This window comes from Klebsiella ornithinolytica NBRC 105727 = ATCC 31898, from assembly GCF_001598295.1.
In the GTDB taxonomy this organism is placed as follows: Bacteria; Pseudomonadota; Gammaproteobacteria; order Enterobacterales; family Enterobacteriaceae; genus Klebsiella; species Klebsiella ornithinolytica.
The window spans coordinates 301,371-321,257 of record NZ_BCYR01000006.1; the positions used below are offsets into that span (position 1 = coordinate 301,371).

General features: G+C 54.5%; 20 protein-coding genes. 16 read left to right on the forward strand and 4 right to left on the reverse strand.

What is annotated here, in order from left to right:
* The first annotated feature begins 323 nt into the window (after positions 1–323).
* The 6 genes from hsdR (at position 324) to ROR01S_RS14585 (ending at position 10,248) form a co-directional block, all read left to right on the forward strand.
* The gene (gene hsdR / locus ROR01S_RS14560; RefSeq protein ID WP_064359607.1) at positions 324–2,753 is read left to right on the forward strand and encodes an EcoAI/FtnUII family type I restriction enzme subunit R; all 2,430 of its coding nucleotides are present in this window, start codon (positions 324–326) and stop codon (positions 2,751–2,753) included.
* 74 nt (positions 2,754–2,827) lie between these two features.
* The gene (locus tag ROR01S_RS14565; RefSeq protein WP_064359608.1) at positions 2,828–4,297 is read left to right on the forward strand and encodes an N-6 DNA methylase; all 1,470 of its coding nucleotides are present in this window, start codon (positions 2,828–2,830) and stop codon (positions 4,295–4,297) included.
* Entirely contained in the window at positions 4,297–5,946 is a 1,650-nt protein-coding gene (locus ROR01S_RS14570) for a restriction endonuclease subunit S (protein ID WP_064359609.1), read from the forward strand. Before ROR01S_RS14565 ends, ROR01S_RS14570 begins: the two co-directional genes overlap by 1 nt.
* A 341-nt stretch (positions 5,947–6,287) precedes the next feature.
* The gene (symE, locus tag ROR01S_RS14575) at positions 6,288–6,623 is read left to right on the forward strand and encodes an endoribonuclease SymE (RefSeq protein ID WP_064359610.1); all 336 of its coding nucleotides are present in this window, start codon (positions 6,288–6,290) and stop codon (positions 6,621–6,623) included.
* Between the two features lie 230 nt (positions 6,624–6,853).
* Positions 6,854–8,926, forward strand: a complete 2,073-nt coding sequence (locus ROR01S_RS14580) for an McrB family protein (protein WP_064359611.1) — start codon at positions 6,854–6,856, stop codon at positions 8,924–8,926.
* Entirely contained in the window at positions 8,923–10,248 is a 1,326-nt protein-coding gene (locus ROR01S_RS14585) for an McrC family protein (RefSeq protein WP_439951164.1), read from the forward strand. The genes ROR01S_RS14580 and ROR01S_RS14585 overlap by 4 nt, the downstream gene beginning before the upstream one ends.
* A 100-nt stretch (positions 10,249–10,348) precedes the next feature.
* Here ROR01S_RS14585 and ROR01S_RS14590 read toward each other — a convergent pair whose 3' ends face one another.
* The 4 genes from ROR01S_RS14590 to ROR01S_RS14605 all read right to left on the reverse strand — a co-directional run bounded on the left by ROR01S_RS14590 (position 10,349) and on the right by ROR01S_RS14605 (position 12,365).
* Positions 10,349–10,651, reverse strand: a complete 303-nt coding sequence (locus tag ROR01S_RS14590; RefSeq protein ID WP_044348936.1) for a BrnA antitoxin family protein — start codon at positions 10,649–10,651, stop codon at positions 10,349–10,351.
* A complete protein-coding gene (locus tag ROR01S_RS14595; RefSeq protein WP_015585223.1) occupies positions 10,638–10,925 on the reverse strand; it encodes a BrnT family toxin in 288 nt (95 codons plus the stop codon). The genes ROR01S_RS14590 and ROR01S_RS14595 overlap by 14 nt, the downstream gene beginning before the upstream one ends.
* A gap of 117 nt (positions 10,926–11,042) precedes the next feature.
* Positions 11,043–11,462 carry a FosA family fosfomycin resistance glutathione transferase gene (locus tag ROR01S_RS14600; protein ID WP_064359613.1) on the reverse strand — a complete coding sequence of 140 codons (420 nt, stop codon included), beginning with the start codon at positions 11,460–11,462 and terminating at the stop codon, positions 11,043–11,045.
* A gap of 3 nt (positions 11,463–11,465) precedes the next feature.
* Positions 11,466–12,365 carry a LysR family transcriptional regulator gene (locus ROR01S_RS14605; RefSeq protein ID WP_064359614.1) on the reverse strand — a complete coding sequence of 300 codons (900 nt, stop codon included), beginning with the start codon at positions 12,363–12,365 and terminating at the stop codon, positions 11,466–11,468.
* Positions 12,366–12,452: 87 nt separating this feature from the next.
* On the opposite strand from ROR01S_RS14605, the gene ROR01S_RS14610 reads away from it, so the two are divergent.
* From ROR01S_RS14610 to ROR01S_RS14655, 10 genes are all read left to right on the forward strand, one after another.
* Positions 12,453–13,235 carry an NAD(P)H-dependent oxidoreductase gene (locus ROR01S_RS14610; RefSeq protein WP_064359615.1) on the forward strand — a complete coding sequence of 261 codons (783 nt, stop codon included), beginning with the start codon at positions 12,453–12,455 and terminating at the stop codon, positions 13,233–13,235.
* Positions 13,236–13,382: 147 nt separating this feature from the next.
* Positions 13,383–13,961, forward strand: a complete 579-nt coding sequence (locus tag ROR01S_RS14615) for a TetR/AcrR family transcriptional regulator (RefSeq protein ID WP_004857495.1) — start codon at positions 13,383–13,385, stop codon at positions 13,959–13,961.
* A gap of 143 nt (positions 13,962–14,104) precedes the next feature.
* The gene (locus ROR01S_RS14620; RefSeq protein WP_004857492.1) at positions 14,105–14,917 is read left to right on the forward strand and encodes a winged helix-turn-helix domain-containing protein; all 813 of its coding nucleotides are present in this window, start codon (positions 14,105–14,107) and stop codon (positions 14,915–14,917) included.
* Positions 14,914–15,432 carry a FidL-like protein gene (locus ROR01S_RS14625; RefSeq protein ID WP_015585229.1) on the forward strand — a complete coding sequence of 173 codons (519 nt, stop codon included), beginning with the start codon at positions 14,914–14,916 and terminating at the stop codon, positions 15,430–15,432. The genes ROR01S_RS14620 and ROR01S_RS14625 overlap by 4 nt, the downstream gene beginning before the upstream one ends.
* 406 nt (positions 15,433–15,838) lie before the next feature.
* On the forward strand, positions 15,839–16,117 hold the full coding sequence (locus ROR01S_RS14630) for a BMC domain-containing protein (protein WP_010634659.1): 279 nt from the start codon (positions 15,839–15,841) through the stop codon (positions 16,115–16,117).
* A gap of 16 nt (positions 16,118–16,133) precedes the next feature.
* Positions 16,134–16,418 carry a BMC domain-containing protein gene (locus ROR01S_RS14635; protein WP_004857488.1) on the forward strand — a complete coding sequence of 95 codons (285 nt, stop codon included), beginning with the start codon at positions 16,134–16,136 and terminating at the stop codon, positions 16,416–16,418.
* Positions 16,419–16,432: 14 nt separating this feature from the next.
* Positions 16,433–16,711, forward strand: coding sequence for a BMC domain-containing protein (locus ROR01S_RS14640; protein ID WP_015585230.1), 279 nt, complete (start codon positions 16,433–16,435; stop codon positions 16,709–16,711).
* A gap of 53 nt (positions 16,712–16,764) precedes the next feature.
* Positions 16,765–18,396 carry an acetaldehyde dehydrogenase (acetylating) gene (locus ROR01S_RS14645; protein ID WP_064359616.1) on the forward strand — a complete coding sequence of 544 codons (1,632 nt, stop codon included), beginning with the start codon at positions 16,765–16,767 and terminating at the stop codon, positions 18,394–18,396.
* A gap of 5 nt (positions 18,397–18,401) precedes the next feature.
* A complete protein-coding gene (locus tag ROR01S_RS14650; protein WP_004857483.1) occupies positions 18,402–18,659 on the forward strand; it encodes a EutN/CcmL family microcompartment protein in 258 nt (85 codons plus the stop codon).
* A 15-nt stretch (positions 18,660–18,674) separates the two neighbouring features.
* A complete protein-coding gene (locus ROR01S_RS14655; RefSeq protein WP_004857481.1) occupies positions 18,675–19,856 on the forward strand; it encodes a 1-propanol dehydrogenase PduQ in 1,182 nt (393 codons plus the stop codon).
* The last annotated feature ends 31 nt before the right edge of the window (positions 19,857–19,887 follow it).

Genomic DNA, 19,887 nt, shown 5'->3' on the forward strand with positions numbered 1-19,887 from the left:
TGCTCTTATACTTACATACAGATTATTAATAGTCCCATCATTCCATTACTTATCGATATACTACAAAAGACCAGCCAGTGCAGTTATCCTACTTTTATCACTAAGCATTTCTTATTATTTATCCAGTCAAATAAGATTGGTAGACGGAAAGGAAATAATAAACAAAAAAGAATTTTGCGAATTATCTTATCATTTAAAAACCAATCCATTACACATTAATGAAATCAATAAAAACTTATTCTTGAATGCGTGTATAAATATCTTCTCCCGGTATTGATAATTATGTAAAATCAGAAAGTTCCTGTTCACGTAAAGAGAGCACTATGGCCGACCTGAACCTGAGTACCCTGACGGAAGCAGACATCATCACCAAACGCGTTATACCCGCCATCCTCGATGCTGGCTGGAACGACACAACGCAAATCAGACAAGAAGTCAAACTCCGGGACGGCAAAGTCATCGTGCGCGGTAAGGTTGCAGCGCGTAGAACGGTGAAATCCGCCGATATCGTGTTGTATCACAAGCCGGGCATTCCGCTGGCAGTCATTGAAGCCAAAGCCAACAAGCACGAAATCGGCAAGGGGATGCAGCAGGGCATCGAGTACGCGCGCCTGCTGGACGTTCCTTTCGTCTTCGCCACCAACGGCGACGGTTTTATTTTCCGCGATGCCACGGCAGCCGAAGGCGAGCTGCTCGAAAAACATATTACTCTGGACGAGTTTCCGTCGCCAGATGAACTCTGGCATAAGCTCTGCGTCTGGAAAGGCTACACCGCAGCCCAGCTCCCGGTGATTACCCAGGACTACTACGACGACGGCAGCGGTAAATCGCCGCGTTATTACCAGCTACAGGCCGTCAATAAAACCATTGAAGCCGTCTCTGCCGGGCAAAACCGCGTTCTACTGGTGATGGCTACCGGGACGGGGAAAACCTATACCGCTTTCCAGATCATCTGGCGCTTATGGAAAGCGAAAAGTAAGAAGCGGATCCTGTTCCTCGCCGATCGCAACATTCTGGTCGATCAGACCAAAAATAACGACTTCCTGCCGTTTGGCGCGGCGATGACCAAAGTCACCGGGCGCACTATCGATCCGGCATTTGAAATTCACCTCGCACTATACCAGGCCATCACCGGCCCGGAAGAAGATCAAAAAGCCTTTAAACAAGTGGCGCCGGATTTCTTTGATCTGATTGTGATCGACGAATGCCATCGCGGCAGCGCCTCGGAAGACAGCGCCTGGCGCGAAATCCTCGACTACTTCAGCGCCGCCACGCAGGTTGGTTTAACCGCCACGCCGAAAGAGACTCATGAAGTCTCCAGCACCGATTACTTCGGTGATCCGGTGTATATCTATTCGCTTAAAGAAGGTATCGAAGACGGCTTCCTCGCCCCGTATAAAGTGGTGCGCGTCGATATCGACGTCGATCTTCAGGGCTGGCGTCCCACCAAAGGCCAGACGGATAAAAACGGCGAGCTGATCGACGACCGTATCTACAACCAGAAAGATTTTGACCGCACGATGGTGATTGATGAGCGCACCGAACTGGTGGCAAAAACCATCACGGATTACCTCAAGCGCACCAACCCGATGGATAAAACCATCATCTTCTGTAACGACATCGATCACGCGGAGCGCATGCGCCGTGCGCTGGTCAATCTCAACCCGGAACAGGTGAAAAAGAACGACAAGTACGTGATGAAAATCACCGGCGATGACGACATCGGCAAAGCCCAGTTGGATAACTTTATTAACCCTAAAAAAGCCTATCCGGTTATCGCCACCACCTCCGAGCTGATGACCACCGGCGTGGATGCCAAAACCTGCAAACTGGTAGTGCTGGACCAAAACATTCAGTCGATGACCAAATTCAAGCAGATCATCGGCCGCGGCACCCGTATCGATGAACGCTATGGCAAGCTGTGGTTCACCATCCTCGATTTCAAAAAGGCCACCGAACTGTTCGCCGATGAGCGCTTTGACGGCATCCCGGAAAAGGTGATGGAGACCACGCCGCAAGATATCGCCGACCCGGAGTCTGATTTTGAAGAGCAGTTCGACGAGCACGAGGAAGAGGCCGACGACGACATCACCGGTGCCGATGAAGATCCCGCGCCTTATACCACCACCGGTTCAGACGATGTCGGTCCGTTGCCAGAAGACGACGAGAACAAGGTACGCAAGTTCCACGTCAACGGCGTCGCCGTCGGCGTGATCGCCCAGCGCGTGCAGTATTACGACGCCGACGGCAAGCTGGTCACCGAATCCTTCAAAGACTACACCCGTAAAACGCTGCTCAAAGAGTACGCCTCGCTGGATGATTTCACCCGCAAATGGCAGGGCGCCGAGCGCAAACAGGCCATCATCAAGGAGCTGGAACAGCAGGGTATAATCTGGGAAGTGCTGGCGGAAGAGGTCGGTAAAGAGCTCGACCCGTTCGACATGCTGTGCCACGTGGTGTATGGTCAGCCGCCGTTAACCCGCAAAGAGCGGGCGGAGAACGTGCGTAAGCGCAACTACTTCACCAAATACTCCGACGCCGCGCAGGCGGTGCTGAATACGCTGCTGGATAAATACGCCGACACGGGCGTGCAGGAAATAGAGAGTATTCAGGTGTTGAAGCTCAAGCCGTTCGACAGCATGGGTACGCTGCCGGAGATCATTAAAAGCGGTTTCGGCGACCGTAACGGGTATAATCAGGCCATCAGCGAGCTGGAGAGCGAAATCTACCACCTACCGCCCCGCTCCGCGTAACCACTCCCCTTTTGTGCCTTCTGCTGCCACCGCGTAGCAGAAGGCCTTATTGTTAATGAAACATGGAACACATCATGTCGATCAGTTCAGTTATCAAATCATTACAGGACATTATGCGCAAAGACGCCGGCGTGGACGGCGATGCGCAGCGCCTCGGCCAGCTCTCCTGGCTGCTGTTTCTGAAAATCTTTGACGCCCAGGAAGAGGCGCTGGAGCTGGAACAAGATAACTACCAGTATCCGATCCCGCAGCGCTACCTGTGGCGCACCTGGGCGGCAAATGCCGAGGGCATTACCGGCGATTCCCTGCTGGAGTTCGTCAACGATGACCTGTTCCCGACGCTGAAAAACCTTACCGCGCCGATTGATAAGAACCCGCGCGGCTTTGTGGTCAGGCAGGCGTTCAGCGATGCCTATAACTACATGAAAAACGGCACCCTGCTGCGTCAGGTGATTAACAAGCTGAACGAAATCGACTTTACCAGCGCCAGCGAGCGCCACCTGTTCGGCGATATTTACGAACAGATCCTGAAAGATCTGCAATCGGCAGGCAATGCCGGTGAATTTTATACCCCGCGCGCCGTCACCCGCTTTATGGTCGATCGCGTCGATCCGAAGCTCGGTGAGTCGATTATGGATCCGGCCTGCGGCACCGGCGGCTTCCTCGCCTGCGCGTTCGATCACGTAAAAAATAACTACGTGCAGAACGTGGCCGATCACCAGACGCTGCAACAGCAGATCCACGGCGTGGAGAAAAAACAGCTCCCGCACCTGCTGGCAACCACCAATATGCTGCTGCACGGCATTGAAGTGCCGGTGCAAATTCGTCACGACAACACCCTCAACAAGCCGCTGTCGTCGTGGGATGAACAGCTGGATGTCATCGTCACCAACCCGCCGTTCGGCGGCACTGAAGAGGATGGCATCGAGAAGAACTTCCCGGCAGAAATGCAGACCCGTGAAACGGCGGATCTGTTTCTGCAGTTGATCATTGAAGTGCTGGCGAAAAACGGCCGCGCGGCGGTGGTGCTGCCGGACGGCACGCTGTTTGGCGAAGGGGTGAAAACCAAAATTAAAAAGCTGCTCACCGAGGAGTGCAACCTGCACACCATCGTGCGTCTGCCGAACGGCGTGTTTAACCCGTACACCGGGATTAAAACCAACCTGCTGTTCTTTACCAAAGGCCAGCCGACCAAAGAAATCTGGTTCTACGAGCACCCGTACCCGGCGGGCGTGAAGAACTACAGCAAAACCAAACCGATGAAGTTTGAGGAGTTCCAGGCCGAGATCGACTGGTGGGGTAACGAGGCCGACGGCTTCGCCAGCCGTGTCGAAAACGAGCAAGCGTGGAAGGTCAGCATCGACGAGGTGATTGGCCGCAACTTTAACCTCGATATCAAGAACCCGCATCAGGCGGAAACCGTCAGCCACGATCCGGACGAACTGCTGGCGCAGTACGCAAAGCAGCAGGAAGCGATCCAGACCCTGCGCCACCAATTGCGCGATATCCTCGGCGCGGCGCTCGCCGGTAAGGAGGCCAACTGATGGCGGTGGAAAAACTGATTGTCGACCATATTGATACCTGGACCACGGCGCTGCAAACTCGCTCTACGGCCGGGCGCGGCAGCTCCGGCAAGATCGATCTGTATGGGATTAAGAAGCTGCGCGAGCTGATTCTGGAACTGGCGGTGCGCGGCAAGCTGGTGCCGCAGGATCCGCACGACGAACCGGCGTCAGAGTTGCTGAAACGCATTGCAGCGGAAAAAGCCGAGCTGGTGAAGCTGGGGAAAATTAAAAAGCCCAAGCCGCTGCCGGAGATTAGCGAGGAAGAGAAGCCGTTTGAGCTGCCAGAGGGGTGGGAGTGGGTACGGCTGGGTGATTTTACCAATATTATTCGCGGTATAACTTTCCCTGGAAGTGAAAAAGCTCAAACTTATTCTCAAGGTAAAATAGCCTGTTTAAGAACAGCAAACGTTCAGGAACAAATTGATTGGGATGATTTAATATATATTTCAGACAGTTTTGTAAAAAGAGAAGATCAATTTCTTCAAGAAAACGACATCGTAATGTCTATGGCTAATAGTCGGGAATTAGTTGGTAAAGTTGCATTAGCTTCTCTGCCTAACCATAGCAAATTCACCTTCGGCGGTTTTCTGAGTGTGCTTAGACCATTATTTGTGAATGAGCAATACCTAATGGCTCTACTCAGATGCGAGACGTATAAATCACAACTAATTGAATCTGCTAGCCAAACTACAAATATTGCTAATATATCATTAGCAAAACTGAATCCCTTACTTGTATGTCTTCCCCCAGCTAACGAGCAAAATTGTATTGCCAAAAAACTGAGTGAACTCATGTCCCTCTGCGACCAACTGGAACAGCACTCCCTGACCAGCCTGGACGCCCATCAACAGCTGGTTGAAACCCTGCTAACCACGCTAACCAACAGCCAGAACGCCGATGAACTGGCCGAAAACTGGGCGCGTATCAGCGAGCATTTCGACACACTGTTTACCACCGAAGCCAGCATTGACGCCTTAAAACAAACCATTCTGCAACTGGCGGTGATGGGTAAACTGGTTCAAAGCACTGATGTTGTCGAATATAAAAAGCTAAAAACGTTTCTTTCTTTTGGCCCAAGAAATGGGTTTTCTCCTGTAGAATCAAAAAATAATACTCGGTTCAAAGCCTTAAAGCTTGGTGCAACTTCTTATGGAGAACTAAATATACAAGAATCCAAGTTTGTAGATATTGACATCGATAATAACAGCCATCTGTATATTAAAGAGGGTGACATTTTAATTCAAAGGGGAAACTCTGCAAATTTTGTTGGCTGTAATGTTTTGGTAAAAGAAAATCACAAAAATATCATTTATCCAGATCTAATGATGAAAATAAGAACAAATGAAGATCTCTTACCCGAATATGCTTCTATTTGGCTATCATCACCTTTAGCCAGGGGATTTATGTGGGACAGAATGACCGGAACATCGGGAACAATGCCTAAAATCAGCAAGAAAGTAGTCGAAGAAATTCCGATTATAGTTCCATCTATTGCTACCCAGCAAAAATGCATAGCATTCGTGAATCTGGCTACCAAGATTTGCTCTGATCTTAAAACTCGTCTGCAAACCAGCCAACAAACCCAGCTCCACCTGGCCGACGCCCTCACCGACGCCGCCATAAATTAACCCGCCCCCAGAAACCAATAAAGCGGCTAAATAGCCGCTTCGTTCCCATCACCAGAAATAATGCATCCCCGCATCCACACCATTATTTTCATTCATTTTCAGCTGGACTTTTCTTCTATTCCCTGATGATATGTACAGGTATTTATATCCGTCATACTTCAAGTTGCCTGTGCGTTGGCTGCGCTCGTTCACCCCAGTCACGTACTCATTTACGCTCCTGGGGATTCACTCCCTGGCCGCCTTCATGCAACTCGAATTATTTTGGGTATAACGCAAGACGCCCGTGCAGCAACACGAGCGTCCCGCTAATCACAATCACTATTTCTAGAGGAATAGCCATCATGACTACCCCGCATTCTATTGCAGAATTCACCGATCCAGAAGTCTCTCCAACGAATAACCGTCATTTAACCGTGAGCTATGCGACGCGTCATCCTGATTACCAGCGTATTCCGGCGTTGACCATGAAGGGTCAGTGGCTGGAGGCGGCGGGTTTTGCCACCGGCACCGAAGTGGATCTTAAGGTGATGAACGGCTGTATCGTCATTACCGCCAGGCAGCCGGAGCCGGAACTCACCGCCTCTCTGCGCCAGGTCAGCAAGCTGTCGGCACGCAAGCAGAAACAGGTGCAGGTGTTAATCGACGTGATCGTCGGGCAAAAACCTAAGCTGGCATAAGCTCAATCCCCGGGAGCACTGCGCTAGCCGGGGCTACAAGTTTACCACCATCTGCAGGTTCAGAATCCCTGACAGGTGCGCAACCCCACCTCAAGGAAGCCTGGTTTCCCTGGGCCCAAGCTCGTATATCCCTCCGCTGACACAACGAGCGCTTTTTCTTTTTTTCCTAAAGGGTATGCTTCGTATGATAAAAACCATTTGTAAAACGGATATCACTCGGGGAGAACGGAATGGAGTCACATCAGCAGACTTTGGCACTATTTTTTAAGTCACTGACTCAGAAAAATAGTGAGTTTGACCCCGAATGGGGGGCTGGATACCGGGACATAACCTCCCGGGTGCGGCGTGAAAATCCAGATTTTAGCCACCGGGCCATCCAGGATTTGTGGTACACCCGCGACAACAGAGTGGCCAGCCTAAAACAGGGTGGTATGTCTTATGAAGAATTTAATCAAGCACAGGACCAGCTTCGTGAATTAACAAAAATTATTGCCTCGGGCTGTACAGCGGAAAATTTTGATCGTGCCTATCAGTTTTTACAACAGCTAAAAGAATATGGCATCGTGAAGAAGTTTTATCGTGCGCTTCTTTGCCGCACCTTTTCCGCATTTTACCCTGACCAGTTAACCAGTATCATTAAGGAAGATGTTTTCTTCCGGGTTTATAATTACTGCAACAATAAATTCAGTCTCGGACTCCCGGAAGACTATAACTGGGATACGGCAACCTGGTTCAGGTTAAATCTGTTACTAAAAAAAGAGCTTCGGCAGCAGCTCCATGATGAGCAGGATGATATTGAGTTAAATATGTCTCTCTGGCATCTGTATAACCTGGAAATTGCCGAAGAAAGCAATGTTGCAATCGAAGCGAGTATTACAGAATCGACGACGGCAGAGCAAGATGATGAGCCAATCGATATTTTACCGCCAAAAAACTTAATCCTTTACGGCCCTCCGGGAACCGGTAAAACCTACAAGACCATTGAAATTGCGGTACGTGCCTGCGAACCTCAGGCATTCTCCCGTCTCGATGGTAAAGAAAGAACCGAACGTCGGGTAGAGCTCAAAAAACTCTACGATGCGCTGGTTGAAGAGAAGCGCATTCGCTTTATCACATTCCATCAAAGCTTTGGTTATGAAGAATTTATTGAAGGATTAAGAGCGGAAACCAGCGACGATGGCAGCGTGCGCTATGATATTAAACCGGGTGTGTTTAAGCAGATCTGTGAAGACGCTTCTTTCGGTGACTCTGGAATGCAGCTCGCGCTGGACGAAGCCGTAGAAAAGCTTAAAGAGCAATGCGCCGAGCAAAATGGCGTGACGCTCAAAACGACAAATGGCAGTATGTTCAAAGTGACCTACGCCAATAACAGCACCTTCCGTATCTTCCCTTCACAATCGAAGAACGACCGACTTGAAAGCGGCTACCCGGCGTCTATCGAGAATATTCGTCGCTTATATCATGGTGAGACCGAAAATATTTACAACATCTCCTACGTTCGCGGCATTCTTAATTATCTCATTCATCATTTCAATATTCCCGACACGCCACGGACAATAACAGAAAAGAAAAAACAAAACTACGTCCTCATTATTGATGAAATAAACCGCGGGAATATTTCTAAGATTTTCGGCGAGCTCATTACGCTGATTGAGACATCAAAGCGAGCGGGAGAAGCCGAAGCGCTGAGCGTAAGTCTCCCCTACTCCGCTAAACCGTTTTCTGTTCCTGGCAATCTCTTCATTGTTGGCACCATGAATACCGCAGACCGTTCTCTAACCGCTTTGGATACAGCGCTGCGTCGACGCTTTGAATTTGAAGCGCTGATGCCCGATGCCTCGGTGCTGAATGATACTCATATTCATGGTATCGACCTCAAAGCGCTGCTGATTACCCTGAACGCACGTATCCAGGCCCTCTACGACAGTGAACATACGCTAGGGCATGCCTTTTTCATTCCGGTGGTGCAGGCAAAAGATAATCCCGTCGAGGCGCTAAAAAGATTAAAACGCGTAATGAAAAATAAGGTTCTTCCGTTACTGGAAGAGTATTTCTACAACGACTGGCAGAAAATCCGTCTGGTCCTTGGCGATAATCAAAAAGCGGATCAGACGCTGCGCTTCATCCGTTCCGTCGCTAATCAGAACGACGTGTCAACGCTGTTTGGCCAGACGGCAATTGAGGACCTTGAAGAAGCCGGCGTGAGCTATCAGCTATGCAAGGATAATGATCCGGTATGGGATAACCCGCAGGCTTACCAGCAGATTTACCAACCGCAGGCTAAAGCCGCGGAGCAGCGCTGATGGCGGGCACCTCGTACTCCATTTTCGAATACGGCTATCTGGTTAATGAAGAGGACAGCGGCAAATTAACCGATTCGGTGTCTTTACCCGCATCGGCGTTTCATTGGCTGGAACAACGCTGCCTGAACGATGAAGACAGTGAGGATCGGCGTTTACTATCCTTACGCGCCCTGAACGGCATCAAAGTCATCCAGGTGAAGAATTATGTTGGCGTCATCGCACTCCCCCAGCAGAGAATGATTGAAGTTCTGCCGAAGGCGGATAAGAGACAGGAAAACGCATCGCACGCGCGTTCTCGACTGCTGATGATGCTGTCGACATTACAAAATTTTCGTCATATCGAGACCACGGCAGCGAGCATCATGACGTCGAAGATGACCTTAATGGATATCTTCGTTCAGCAATTTGTGACCAGTCTCGAAGCTATCGTCCGCAAAGGTCTCAAACACGATTATCTTCGTCAGCAGAACAATTTGCCGTGGCTGAAGGGAAAACTTCTGGTCAGCGAGCAGCTGAAAAAAAACAGCGTCCGCCGCGATCGTTTTTATGTCGAATATGATGAATACCGCGTCGAGCGGCTTGAAAACAGATTGCTAAAAACCGCGATCGATAAGGTGTATGGCTACACCAGTAGCCCCGCGCTGCTGCAGAAATTGAATCGTCTACAAGCGCTATTTGAACCCATCCCCGGGATCGGTAATGTTGATATGGCTTTCCGGCAGGTTCACCTCGATCGCCACATGCAGCATTATTCTCCGGCGCTGGAGTGGGCAAAGCTCATTCTAAAAGGTCATTCACCGCACTGTATGCAGGGGCATGCTCAGGCCATTTCACTTCTCTTTCCAATGGAGGCCGTGTTTGAATCCTTTGTCACTGCCTGGCTGCGCTATCGTTGCCATGCTCACTGGCAGGTGAAGCCGCAATCAAAGTCACATTATCTTGTCCACCAGGGTGAAACGCCCAGATTTCAGCTCCGGCCAGATGTATGGCTTATCCCGCGTAACGGCCCGGAGGTCTCTGCCGTCATTTGCGATATGAAATGGAAAATAGTGGATGCCACGCAAGATAAGCTTAACCTCGCGCAAAGCGATTTGTACCAGATGCTGGCATACGGGATAAATCATCTACGCGGCGAGGGGGATATGTTGCTGATCTACCCGCACCATAAAGGCTTCACGGCGCCGCCGATTCACCCGTATGAGTTCCGCCATTCCGAGAGTAAAACGCTACGGCTGTGGGTCGTTCCCTTTGAAACAGGAACCAGCCTGGATACCTCAATGCTGCATATGCCTGAAAACTTTACCCTTGCGGGCGTAAACTAACTCCGGCACCGCCGCGATTACCGGGGCACGCGGGTTGCTCGTCCGGATAAGGCGCGACAGGCTCAAGCGCCGGGAACGCGCAGGCATGGCCGGTAGAGGCTTATTTCTCACCCAGATCGCGGTTCATCGCTTCTCTTAAAATCGCGTTCAGCCGGGTTTGATAACCTTTTCCCGGGCGTTTAAGCCACTCCATCACATCAGCGTCGATGCGGACAGAGGCCTGGGTTTTCAACGGTCGGTAGAATTTACCGCGTACCGCGTCCGGCCACTGTTCATCACCTGAAGCGGGGATATCGCTGTAATCAATTTCGCCATCCGCTTTGTTCGCCAGCGCTCTGAGCTCGTCTTCACGCTGAGCGCTAAGCCCGGCCGGATTGTCGCGCTTATATTTAACTGTGCTCATAACGACTCCTCTCTTTGCCGTCCGCCTTCCGGGCGCTGATGATACGAATCACCTCAGCCCCGCTTTCAAAGCGGACCGAATGCACCACAAGAATAACGATAATTCCATGAACGAGGCCGATGGTTTGCCATCGATGCTCACCGTTTTCATAACGATCCTGGCGGGAAAGATGCTGCGGATCGTCAAAAACCAGTACCGCCTCCTCGAATCGAATCCCATGTTTTCTTAGATTGCTTGCTGCCTTGTTTGCATCCCATTCAAACTCCATTGGCATAGCATTTATCCCGATTGTATATACAAAAACGTATATACAATTATCAGGCAAGTATACGATCAATGCTGGAAAAAACCTCACATTTTCAGGGGCTGATTTGTAAAGGTTATGCCCTGTTCACTCGTCGAAAAACACCATCCCCCTATACGGCTGCTCGCGACACGCCGCCAGGCGCCGGGCGAGGCTGCCGACGTGCAGCTCCAGCTTGTGGCCGTCCGGGTCGAGGAAATAATACGACGCCCCTTCGCTGCGGTTCACCTTCCACACCGCCACGCCGGCCGTTTCCAGCCGCGCGCTGAACCCGGCGAAATCGGCCTCTGCGATGCTAAACGCGTAGTGGGTGTAGTCGCTCTCCTCCGGCGGGGTAATGCGCCGCTGCGGATCGAGGGACAGGCACAGCCACAGGTCGCCGCAGGAGAGATAGGCGCCGCTATCCCAGCGCGCGTGCAGCCTCATTCCCAGCAGCTGCTGATAAAACGCCACGCTCGGCGCCAGGCTGCTGACCGCCAGGGTCAGGTGATTCAATCCGCTTAACATGGCTCAATCCTCCAGTGAACTCACAATTTGCTGGCGCAGCCAGCGGTGCGCCGGGTCGCGGTGCCAGCGCTCGTGCCACAGCATCAGCATATCAAACCCGGCAATCGCCAGCGGCGGCTCGATAACCGTCAGCCCGCTCATCCCGCGCAGCAGCCGCTCCGGCAGCATGGCGACCAGATCGCTGCTGCGCAGCGTTTCCAGCATAAACAGGAAATGTGGCACCGAGAGGACAACCCGCCGCGAAAGCCCGAGGTTGGCCAGCGCGATATCGGTCGCCGCGCTGAAGCCGCCGCCGTCCGGGGAGACCATAACCTGATCCAGCTGGCAAAACTGCGCCAGGCTCAACGGCGCCCGCAGCGCCGGATGCCCCGCTCTGCCCGCCAGCACGTAGCGCTCGCTGAACAGCAGCCGCTGATGCAGCTCCGGCGGAGCGCCGTCTCGGGTATGAAAGAACAGATCGACCTCGTCGCGCTCCGCCTGCTGCACCAGGCGCGAAGGCTGGAGCTCAAAGACCGCCAGCCGGCTCGACGGGGACGCGCGGCGCAGGATATTCAGCGCCGGCAGCAGGATCGCCGAGGCCATATAGTCCGTCGCCGCTATGCGCCAGGTCTGCGCCGCCGTCAGCGGGTCGAAACTGTCGGCGGGGGCGACCGCCAGCTCCAGCGCCTGCAGGGCATCACGCAATGGCCCGCGTAGCGCATCGGCGCGGGCGGTGGGCAGCATCCCGCGCGGGCCGGGCAGCAGCAGCGGATCGGCAAAAATTTCCCGCAGGCGCGCCAGCTGGATGCTGACCGACGGCTGAGACAGGTTCAGCCGCTGCGCCGCTCGCGTAACGTTATGCTCACTCAGCAACACGTCGAGGGTGCGCAGCAGGTTGAGATCCAGACGATGTAAATTAATCACGGCTATACCTGAGATTTAAGTAATTAATTTCTACTATAACGGCCAGCCGCCTACTCTGCAGCTCTCCACGACTCAGAGGTGATTCTCATGAAAGTACTGCTGATTTACGCCCATCCGGAACCGCGCTCCCTGAACGGCACGCTAAAGGATTTTGCCGTCCAGCATCTGCACAATGCCGGCCACGAGGTGCAGGTTTCCGATCTCTACGCCATGCGCTGGAAAGCGGGCTTTGATGCCGACGACAGCAGCGCCCCGCCGGTCGGCGAGTTCTGGCGCTCGACCCTCGATTCAAAGCAGGCCTTTGAACAGGGAACCCAAAGCGCGGATATCGTTGCGGAACAGGAGAAGCTGCGGTGGGCGGATACGGTGATTTTCCAGTTTCCGCTGTGGTGGTTCTCGATGCCCGCCATTATGAAGGGCTGGATCGACCGGGTGTACGCCTACGGTTTCGCCTACGGCGTCGGGGAGCACAGCGACCGCCACTGGGGCGATCGCTACGGCGAAGGCACCCTGGCGGGCAAACGGGCGATGCTGGTTGTCACCACCGGCGGCTGGGAGGAGCACTACGCCCCGCGCGGCATTAACGGGCCGATTAACGATATCCTGTTTCCGATCCAGCACGGGATGCTGTTTTATCCCGGCTTCGAGGTGCTGCCGCCGCTGGTATTCTACCGCACCGAGAAAACGGACGAGCAGCGCTTTGCGCAGCAGTGCCGGGAACTCGGGCAACGGCTGGATACGCTGGCTAGCACCGCGCCAATCCCCTTCCGCCGGCAAAACCACGGCGACTATCTGATCCCGTCCCTGACGCTGCGCCCGGAGCTGGCGCCTGGCGAACGCGGGTTTGCGCTGCATCAGACGACAAAGTAATGCCTTTCCGGTGGTCGCTGAGATGCCGCAGATACCACCGGAATTCATATGACGAATTGTGACCCCCCGCGCAATAACGACAATTCACTGCGCGACACCGCCCCGCATCTTGATCGCTATCAAAAATAATCATACCGTCTGGTCGGTATGATTCGGGCCATGAATATGGAAGCCCAGCACCGAAAAAAAGATCCTGCACGCCTGCATCAGCAGCTGCTGGAGTCGGCGGCAATGATTGCCGGCCGGGATGGCATCGCGTCGCTCTCGCTGAATGCCGTCGCGCGTGAAGCAGGCGTCAGTAAAGGCGGGTTGCTGCACCATTTCCCCAACAAGCAGGCGCTCATTTTTGCGCTGTTCGCCCGTCTGCTGGCCATTATGGAAGAGGCCATCTCGGGGCTGATGGCGGCCGATAATGTCTCTTATGGCCGTTTTACCCGCGCCTACCTGCACTATCTCTCTGACCTGACGGATACCCACGAAAGCCGGCAGCTGATGGTGTTGTCCCTGGCGATGCCGGATGAGCCGGTGCTGAGAAAATGCTGGCGAGACTGGATGCTGGGGCATCTGGCACAGGGTGATGCGCTGGATAATAGCCATACCGGCACCCTGGTGCGCTATGCGGCGGACGGTATCTGGCTGTCGGAACTGACGGAGGGACGCACCATGGGCGCCGACCACCGCCGATCGCTGGTGCGCGATCTGACGCGGATGACGCTGCCGGCGTGATGCCGGAAAAGCCTGCCCCGTCAGGCGTTATGGATGGTTGCAGGCCGTCTGGAGCACCCGGGCATACGTGAAATACGTAGACGCTCCCTGGACCAGACTGACAAATAAAATAGCCTCATGTAGGCTCTTAGATTGAGGCCGCGATGCGCTACAACATCAATGCCCGTCTCATTTATGATGCAACGGACGGCACACTCACCCTACCGGGAAGCACCGAACCTGACAGCCAGCTGTCTATCACTGCCAGCGCGCTGCTCTACTATTTCCTGCGCCATACCGATGTTATCAGCCGCGATGAGGTACTAAAAAAAGTGTGGGATGACAACGGATTAACGTCATCCAACAGCAACCTCAACCAGTATCTGAGCATGCTGCGCAAAACCTTCCGTCATTACGACATCGAGAACATCATCGTCACGGTGTCGCGCGGTATGCTGCAGCTCAACCCCGAATTAACCATCGCCATTATTGACGACATAGCGGAGGCGCCGTCTGAGCCCGCGGCAGAAGTCGCGCCGATGCAGGAGTCCGGGGCCCCCTTCACCCGCGCCGAGGAAGATCCCGCCCCCTCCCGGCATGCGCGAGGCACCTGCTGGTATATGGCCGGCGCCAGTCTGCTGGCCATCGCGCTGCTGTTGCTGGCGTTTGCTTTCGTCGGCGGCGGCGAATCCCGTCCCATCACCCTGACGCAGATGACCCACAGCCAGTGCGAACTGCTGGCCAGTGACGAGATGCTGCGTTCGGTCTCCGCCACCGCCTACGCCAGGAATTTTGATGAGGTACGCCAGCGGCTGAAGCTGGAGTGCAAACCCGGCGAACGCTTCGTCTTCTTCTATGGCGACAGGCTGGAAACCAACGGGCTGGGCCGGGTGTTCCTCGCCCACTGCGCCATGCATGAAGACAACCCGTTCAGCTACTGCGATAACTATTTCTACTACTCCTGGAAGCCGCAATGAGACTCGCTCCTCGCCCCTTTTTCGCCCTCTCTACGCTGGTATTTATCGTCGCGGCCGGGGTCAGCGCCTGGAAACTGCTGCCCGTTGAAAAAGACGGGGTGATGAGCTGCTCGACCAAAGCCATCATGCGTTTTGAGAACATGGAGAAGGAGAACGTCAACGGTAATATTCATTTTAATTTTGCCGCCAACGGCAAGGGCTCGATGGTCGTCGAGGGCTATACCGACTCCGCGGCCGGCTGGCTCTATCTGCAGCGCTACGTCAAGTTTAACTGGACCAGCCAACGCATCTCATCGACCGAACGCCACTACCGCATCAGCAAGTGGGAATCCAGCGCCTCGTCAATCGATGAGTCACCGGACGTTATCTTTGCCTACTTTATGCGAGAAATGTCCGACAGCCATGATGGCCTGTTTCTCAACGCCCAGAAGCTCAACGAGAAAGCAATTCTGCTGAGCTCCATTAACTCCCCGCTCTATGTCTGCACCCTGAAATCCGGCAGTCAGTTCGATTAATCTCCCTCCCCTGCTTTCCCGGTATCGCCCTCGCCGCGAAAGCGCACTTTTTGCATTTATCTGGCGCTAAAAAACATGACCATACCCACATTTAAATGAGGGATATATTACCCCGCGTCCGCAATAAATTAGCACCCCGTTAACATTCCCCGCGGCGCGTCTCAACGCGCAAAAAACCGCGCGAGGTAACGCCAAATCCCTTACGTCACATCAGCACAAACAGATAAAAAAGCGGCAACAAAAGGCTAAATCACAGAGTAAAAACCTAAAAACAAACATTTCACGGATTTAAATTTCACTCCATCTTCATTTCCCTATAGTGGACGTCGAACGCCGCTGCCGCGTGTTGACGCCGTTACGCGGACGGTTTTCCCGAATCACAAAACCTGTTCTGGAGGAGATCACAATGGGTGATGCATTGGGGCTTATTGAAACCAAAGGCCTGGTGGCCTGCATTGAAGCAGCGGATGCCATGTGCAAATCCGCCAACGTCGAGCTGATTAGCTATGAAAACATCGGCTCCGGCCTGGTCACCGTCATGGTGAAAGGCGATGTCGGCGCGGTGAAAGCAGCGGTGGATTCCGGCGTGGAATCGGCGCAGCGCATCGGAGAAGTGGTGACCTCGCTGGTGATTGCACGTCCGCATAACGACATCAACAAAATCGTCATTAAACACAAGGCTTAAGGCCAGGAGAACGCAAATGGGTGATGCATTAGGTCTGATTGAAACCAAAGGTCTGGTGGCTTGTATCGAAGCGGCGGATGCGATGTGTAAAGCCGCCAACGTCGAGCTGATCGGCTATGAAAACGTCGGTTCCGGCCTGGTCACCGCGATGGTGAAAGGCGACGTCGGCGCGGTGAAAGCGGCGGTGGATTCCGGCGTGGAATCGGCACAACGCATTGGGGAAGTGGTGACCTCGCTGGTTATCGCCCGTCCGCATAACGACATCAACAAGATCGTCGCACATTACAAAGTGACGGAATAACGGGAGACAACATGATGAAAGAAGCGCTTGGTCTGATCGAAACCAAAGGTCTGGTGGCCTGTATTGAAGCCGCCGATGCGATGTGTAAAGCCGCCAACGTCGAGCTGATTGGCTATGAAAACGTCGGCTCCGGGCTGGTCACCGCGATGGTAAAAGGCGACGTCGGTGCGGTCAATGCGGCCGTTGACTCCGGCGTGGAGGCGGCAAAACGCATCGGTGAAGTGGTCACCTCTCGCGTCATTGCGCGTCCGCATAACGATATCGAAAAAATCGCGTCGCAGCATAAAGCATGACCTGACAGGGCGCGCCCCGTCTCCACTCTTTTAGTCTGATGAAGGATAGACTCATGATTGAACTGGATAACGATTTGCAGTCCCGCCAGAACGCGCGGGAACTGGTGCGCAGCGCCAAAAAGGCTCAGGCGATTCTGGCCACCTTTTCGCAGCAACAAATCGACGCCATCGTGAAAAACGTGGCCCAGGAAGCCGCGCACCACGCCGAAGCGCTGGCGAAAATGGCTGCGGAAGAGACCGGATTTGGCAACTGGCAGGATAAAGTGCTGAAGAACCGTTTCGCTTCGCTGCGCGTTTACGACGCCATCAAAGATATGAAGACCGTCGGCATCATTCATGACGATCCGCTAAAAAAAGTGATGGACGTGGGCGTGCCGCTGGGCGTGATTTGTGCGCTGGTCCCGTCAACAAACCCAACCTCTACCGTGATCTACAAAACGCTGATTGCCCTGAAAGCCGGCAACGCGATTATCTTCTCCCCGCATCCGGGCGCACGTCAGTGTAGCTGGAAGGCGATCGAGATCGTCAAGCGCGCCGCCGAAGCCGCAGGCGCACCGGCAGGCAGCGTTGACGCCATTAGCCAACTGACCCTCGAAGCCACTTCAGAACTGATGCACAGCAAAGACGTCTCGCTGATTCTGGCGACCGGCGGCGAAGGCATGGTTCGCGCGGCCTACGCTTCCGGCACCCCGACCATTAGCGGCGGCCCGGGAAACGGACCGGCCTTTATCGAGCGCAGCGCCGATATTCATCACGCGGTGAAAGATATTATCACCAGCAAAACCTTCGATAATGGCGTGATCTGTGCCTCCGAGCAGTCAATCATCGTCGAACGCTGCATTTATAACGATGTGCATCGTGAACTCGAAGCCCAGGGCGCCTACTTCATGAATGAAGGTGAAGCGGCCAAAATGGCGGCTCTGCTTCTGCGCCCGAACGGCACCATCAATCCGAAAGTGGTGGGTAAAACCGCACTGTATCTCAGCCAGCTTGCCGGTTTCAGCGTTCCGGCCAGCACCAAAGTGCTGATCGCCGAACAGACCACCGTCTCTCACCAGAACCCTTACTCCCGCGAAAAACTGTGTCCCATTCTCGGCCTGTACGTGGAAGAGGACTGGAAAGCGGCCTGTCACCGGGTGATGGAACTGCTGACCAACGAAGGCCTCGGCCATACGCTGGTTATCCATACCCGCAATCAGGATGTGATTCGCCAGTTCTGCCTCGAAAAACCGGTTAACCGCATTTTGATTAACACCCCGGCGGCGCTGGGAGGCATCGGAGCCACCACCAATATCACGCCGGCGCTGACGCTCGGCTGCGGCGCAGTTGGCGGCGGTTCCAGCTCCGATAACGTCGGACCGATGAACCTGCTCAACATCCGCCGGGTCGGCTACGGCATACGCTCCATCGATGAACTGCGCGCCCCGGGCAGCCGCCCTGAACCGCAGCCGACCATCGTCACGCCGACAGATAACCCGCAGCGCAGCATTCTCGACGACGTGCGCTTCACCTCTCCAGGCGCCGCGACCCCGGTCGCTACCGCCGGCGATACAGGGGCTGATAACCGCTTTGCTGTCGCCGCCGCCGTCGAAGCGGAAGGCGAGATCAACGAGCAGAACGTGGAACGCATCATCCGCCAGGTGCTTGAGCGCTTAGGCCAGCAATGCATTGAAATAAGGCGATAAAAACAATGATTCTCGCAAAGGTAGTCGGACATGTCGTCGCCACGCAGAAATGCGCAGAGCTACGCGGCAGTAACCTGCTGCTGATCGTCAAACTGGACGATGACCAGCAGCCCATGAAGGACCAGACCTGGGTCGCCGTCGATAGCGTCGGCGCCGGCATGCACGACATCGTCCTGGCTGAAGAGTATTTCGCGCTCAACGCCGAGCGCTACAAAGCCATGTCGGTGGTCGCCATTGTCGAGAACGTGTTTCGGGACGCTTAAGGAGTGAATAACCCAATGAGTGAATTTTTGCTGAAACCCCGGATCCGCTTTGGTCAGGACGCGCTAGCGGTTCTGGACGAGCTCCCCGCCCGCAACGTCCTGCTGGTGACCGACAAGGCGATGGTCAAATTTGGCCTCGCCGATCGCGTGACTGGCCCCTGGCGCCAGCGCGGCATCGCTTTCCAGGTCTGGGATGACGTGGTGGCGGATCCGGATATCGCCACCATCGTACGCGGGATGAAGTTGATGGATGCCAGCTATCCGGATCTGGTGGTGGCGCTGGGCGGCGGGTCGGTCATTGACGCGGCCAAAGCGGTTATTTTCGCCCTTGCGCAGACCCGTCCGCAGGCCGGGCGCCAGCGTCCCTGCTTCGTGGCGATCCCGACCACCAGCGGTACCGGCTCAGAAGTGACCGCCTTTTCGGTCGTCAAGGCCCATGCTGAAAAACTGGTGCTGGTGGATCCGACGCTGCTGCCGGATATCGCCATTCTCGACCCGGCGCTGGTGGCCTCGGTCCCGCCGTCCATCACCGCCGATACCGGGATGGACGTCCTGTGCCACGCGCTGGAAGCCTACGTCTCCCGCGCCGCCAGCGATTTTTCCGATGCGCTGGCGGAAAAAGTGGTGCAGCAGGTTTTCCGCTATCTGCCCACCTGCTGGCGCAGCGGCGACAACCTGCTGGCCCGCGAAAAGATGCACAACGCCTCCTGTATGGCGGGCATGGCGTTTACCAACGCTTCGCTGGGTATCACCCACAGCCTGGCCCATGCGCTTGGCGGCGTCTTTCGCGTCCCCCACGGCCGCGCGAACGCGCTGTTAATGGCCGAGGTGGTGGCCTGGAACGCCGATTATCACGGGCAGTGCGCGACCGATGCCGCGCGCAAATATGCGCGCTTAGCCCATCTGCTGGATCTGCCGGCGGCCAATACCCGCCAGGGCGTCGCCAGCTTACTGGTCGCGATTCAGACATTAAAAGACGAAATGACGATGCCGGCCGGCATTAGTGATACCGGCATTTCCAGCGCTGAGTTTGAACAACGCCTGGCGGAGATGGTTGGCCAGGCGCTACGCGACAGCTGTACACCGACCAACCCACGTACGCCGGACGCTCACGCTTTAAGCGAACTCTATCGCCGGGCGTGGACCGGTCACCTGGAATCGACCGGCGTCGCTCCGCTTGCGCGGGCCTGCGGGTAACAGATAACCGGTTGATCATTGAGTGATTTGT